Source organism: Streptomyces sp. NPDC006552 (genome assembly GCF_040611655.1).
GTDB lineage: Bacteria > Actinomycetota > Actinomycetes > Streptomycetales > Streptomycetaceae > Streptomyces.
On record NZ_JBEXOS010000140.1, the window covers coordinates 1 to 3,787 of the forward strand.

3 protein-coding genes are annotated in these 3,787 nt (G+C 73.2%); 2 read left to right on the forward strand and 1 reads right to left on the reverse strand.

Annotated elements, in window-relative coordinates; all coding sequences use genetic code 11:
* The first annotated feature begins 588 nt into the window (after positions 1-588).
* Positions 589-1,452 carry an alpha/beta hydrolase gene (locus ABZY33_RS35880; protein WP_356495914.1) on the forward strand — a complete coding sequence of 288 codons (864 nt, stop codon included), beginning with the start codon at positions 589-591 and terminating at the stop codon, positions 1,450-1,452.
* Between the two features lie 51 nt (positions 1,453-1,503).
* Here the strand turns inward: ABZY33_RS35880 and pdxH are convergent, their stop codons facing one another.
* Positions 1,504-2,142 carry a pyridoxamine 5'-phosphate oxidase gene (gene pdxH / locus ABZY33_RS35885; RefSeq protein ID WP_356495916.1) on the reverse strand — a complete coding sequence of 213 codons (639 nt, stop codon included), beginning with the start codon at positions 2,140-2,142 and terminating at the stop codon, positions 1,504-1,506.
* Between the two features lie 319 nt (positions 2,143-2,461).
* Here pdxH and ABZY33_RS35890 point away from each other — a divergent pair, with 319 nt between their 5' ends.
* Positions 2,462-3,583, forward strand: a complete 1,122-nt coding sequence (locus ABZY33_RS35890) for a citrate synthase 2 (RefSeq protein ID WP_356495915.1) — start codon at positions 2,462-2,464, stop codon at positions 3,581-3,583.
* Positions 3,584-3,787: the final 204 nt, after the last annotated feature.

Sequence of the window (3,787 nt, forward strand, 5' to 3'; positions counted from 1 at the left end):
CCCGGGCCGGGGCCGCGGATCGGCGCGCCCGCGGCGTGGGCCGCCGGGTAGCCCCCCAGGGGCGCCCGATGAGATGGCGCACGAAGTGCGCATCTCAGGGGCGCGGGGAACTGCGCGAGAAGCCCCACCGGCCCGCAGCCGAAAACGTGGGCGCGGGGAACTGTGGGAGCCGGTCGTGTCGGGGTCGCAGGCGGCGCGAATACGGCCCCGGGGAAGATTCAGTGTGCGGAATCGCAGCGCCGCGCGGCGCCACGTGCCAGGCTGTCGCGTGAGGCATATGACCGGAGGGGGCCTGGTATGGACCTGCCGTTCGGTGGAACAGAGAGCCCCGGCGCCGTGCGGCGCCGGGGCCTGTCCTCCCCTGTGCTGACCCGGAGCCCCGAGCTCCCAGGGTCACCCCCGGCGGACCCCTTTCCCCGAGTGGTCCGCCTCCCGAGGAAGAGATCCCCTCGGCGGCGCGAGTCATTCCTTGAGGGGTGTCACTCAAACGAGGGGTGTTGTCGGCGAGCACCGCGCTTTCGAAAGATTGTTCGATAGCGTGCACGGGTACGCGAGTGCAGGCGCGACCATCAGGGGGTGCCAGGGGCCATGGCGCGGCGTATCGATGTGAGCGGCGCGGGCGGGGTCCGCCTCGCCGCCTGGGAGTTCACCGACCCGCCCAAGTCGGGCGAGGGGGGCCCGGCCCCCGGCGTCCTCCTCCTGCACGGCCTGATGGGCCGGGCCTCCCACTGGGCGGGCACGGCGCGCTGGCTGGCCGGGCGCCACCGGGCGGTCGCCCTGGACCAGCGCGGGCACGGCCGCAGCGAGAAGCCCCCGCAGGGCCCGTTCGACCGGGAGGCGTACGTACTGGACGCGGAGGCCGCCCTGGTCCAGCTGGGCCTGGAGCCCGCGGTGCTGATCGGGCACTCGATGGGCGCGCTGACCGCCTGGCAGCTCGCCGCCCGCCGCCCGGACCTGGTGCGAGGTCTGATCATCTGCGACATGCGGGCCTCGGCGCTCGGGGCCGCGTCGCAGCGGGAGTGGGAGGACTGGTTCCGGTCCTGGCCGCTGCCGTTCACGACACTCGCGGACGTCCGCAAGTGGTTCGGCGAGGACGACCCCTGGGTGGAGCGGGCCAATCCGGCGCGCGGTGAGTTCTACGCCGAGGTGATGACCGAGTCCGCGGACGGCTGGCGGCCGGTGTTCTCGCAGCCCCAGATGCTCCAGGCGCGCTCCACGTGGGTGTACGACGCGCACTGGGAGGAGCTGGCCGCCGTGCGGTGCCCGACGCTCGTCGTGCGGGGCCTGGACGGGGAGTTGGGGCGTGCGGAGGCGCAGGAGATGGTCCGGGTGCTGCCGCGCGGCCAGTACGCGGAGGTGGCGGACGCCGGGCACCTGGTCCACTACGACCAGCCCGAGGCGTGGCGCGCGGCGATCGAACCGTTCCTGGACGGGGTGCTGGCGGAGCTGTGACCGGCCCCGGGACCGGCCGGAGCGCCCGGCCGCGCTCAGGGGCGCAGGGGCTCAGGGGCTCAGCCGTTCGACGTGCCAGGTGTCCTCGCCCGCCGCGGCGTACCGCAGCCGGTCGTGCAGCCGGTTCTCGCGGCCCTGCCAGAACTCCACCGTGCGCGGGGTGACCCGGAAGCCGCCCCAGTGCGGCGGCACCGGCACCGCCGAGCCTGCCGGGTGGCGCCGGGCCAACTCCGCGTAGGCGGCGTCCAGTCCGGTCCGGTCCGTCAGTACCGACGACTGCGCGCTGGCCCAGGCCCCCAGCTGGGAGCCGTGCGGGCGCGAGTGGAAGTACGCCGCGGTCTCCTCCCGCGTCGTCCGCGCGGCCGTCCCGGTGACCAGGACCTGTCGGCCCATCGGATGCCAGGGGAAGGCCAGTGCGACGTGCGGGTTGACCGCGAGCTCCTGGGCCTTGCGGGAGCCGTAGTTGGTGTAGAAGACGAAGCCCGCGCCGTCGTACGACTTCAGCAGCACCGTGCGGGAGCTGGGCCGGCCCTCGGCGTCGGCGGTGGAGACCACCATCGCGTTCGGCTCGGCGACCGGGGAGCCGGGGGCCGCCGCCTCCTTGAACCAGCGGGCGAACTGGGCCATGGGGTGCGGGGCGAGGTCGGGCTCCAGCAGACCGCCGCGGTGCGTGCGGTACTGCTCCCGCATGGTGGCGGGGTCGGGTACGCGGTCGTCGTCGGCGCTCACGGCGCCATCCTGCCGCACCCGGGGCCCAGGAGGGAAAGGTGGCACTGAGTGCCGCAACCTCTCGCCATTTGTGGCACTGAGGGTTATCGTCCAGAGGCCGAAACGTCGCCGAAACAGACCCCGGCCGGTTGGGTGACCGCGTTCCGTTCGGGGCATGACGGGGGTACCGAACCGGAGCGCGAGTCGTGCCCGACCGCGTATCCGCGCCACGGAGCCGCACAGCAGCCAGCACGATCAGTCAGTCCTACGCCCACGTATCCGCACGCAGAGGAGCCGCCTGATGTCCGACCCCGGCACTGACTCCGGTTTTGTACCCGGTCTTGAGGGAGTCGTCGCGTTCGAGACGGAGATCGCCGAACCGGACAAGGAGGGCGGCGCCCTGCGGTACCGGGGCGTCGACATCGAGGATCTCGTCGGCCAGGTCTCGTTCGGGAACGTGTGGGGGCTGCTCGTCGACGGCGCCTTCGACCCCGGCCTGCCGCCGGCCGAGCCGTTCCCGATCCCCGTCCACTCCGGTGACATCCGGGTCGACGTGCAGTCGGCGCTCGCCATGCTGGCGCCCGTGTGGGGCCTCAAACCGCTGCTCGACATCGACGAGCGGCAGGCCCGCGACGATCTGGCCCGCGCCGCGGTCATGGCCCTGTCCTACGTCGCGCAGTCCGCGCGCGGGCAGGGCGTGGCGATGGTGCCGCAGCGCGAGATCGACAAGGCGCGGTCCGTCGTCGAACGGTTCATGATCCGCTGGCGCGGGGAGCCGGACCCGAAGCATGTCGCGGCCGTCGACGCGTACTGGACGAGCGCCGCCGAGCACGGCATGAACGCGTCCACGTTCACCGCCCGCGTCATCGCCTCCACCGGGGCGGATGTCGCCGCCGCGCTCTCCGGTGCGGTCGGGGCGATGTCCGGGCCGCTGCACGGCGGGGCGCCCTCGCGGGTCCTCGGCATGATCGAGGAGATCGAGCGGACCGGGGACGCGGAGGGGTTCGTCCGCGCGGCGCTCGACAAGGGTGAACGGCTGATGGGGTTCGGTCACCGGGTGTACCGGGCGGAGGATCCGCGGGCGCGGGTGCTGCGGCGTACGGCGCGGGAGTTGGGGGCGCCGCGGTTCGAGGTGGCCGAGGCGCTGGAGAAGGCCGCGCTGGCGGAGCTGCATGCGCGGCGGCCCGATCGGGTGCTTGCCACGAATGTGGAGTTCTGGGCGGCGATCGTGCTGGACTTTGCCGAGGTGCCGGCGCACATGTTCACGTCGATGTTCACGTGTGCGCGGACCGCGGGGTGGAGTGCGCACATTCTTGAGCAGAAGCGGACGGGGCGGTTGGTCCGTCCCTCCGCCCGCTACATCGGTCCCGGGTCGCGTCCCGTGAGCGACATCAGCGGTTCCGCAGGACTCGCCCCGCAGTAGCCCGGCGCGCATTGCGGCCGCCCGCGCCCCTGGGTTGTTCTTCGGCTGACGCGCCGCCGTGGTTGCTCGCGCAGTTCCCCGCGCCCCTGGGTTGTTCTTCGGCTGAAGCACCGTCGTGGTTGCTCGCGCAGTTCCCCGCGCCCCTGAGATGCGCACTGCGTGCGCCATCTCATCGGCTCCGGAGGCAGCACGCAGTGCGCCTCC

Coding starts and splice junctions, on each gene's coding strand:
- ABZY33_RS35880 (WP_356495914.1), top strand. CDS start 589: ATGGCGCGGCGTATCGATGTGAGCGGCGCGGGCGGGGTCCGCCTCGCC.
- pdxH (WP_356495916.1), bottom strand. CDS start 2,142: ATGCGGGAGCAGTACCGCACGCACCGCGGCGGTCTGCTGGAGCCCGAC.
- ABZY33_RS35890 (WP_356495915.1), top strand. CDS start 2,462: ATGTCCGACCCCGGCACTGACTCCGGTTTTGTACCCGGTCTTGAGGGA.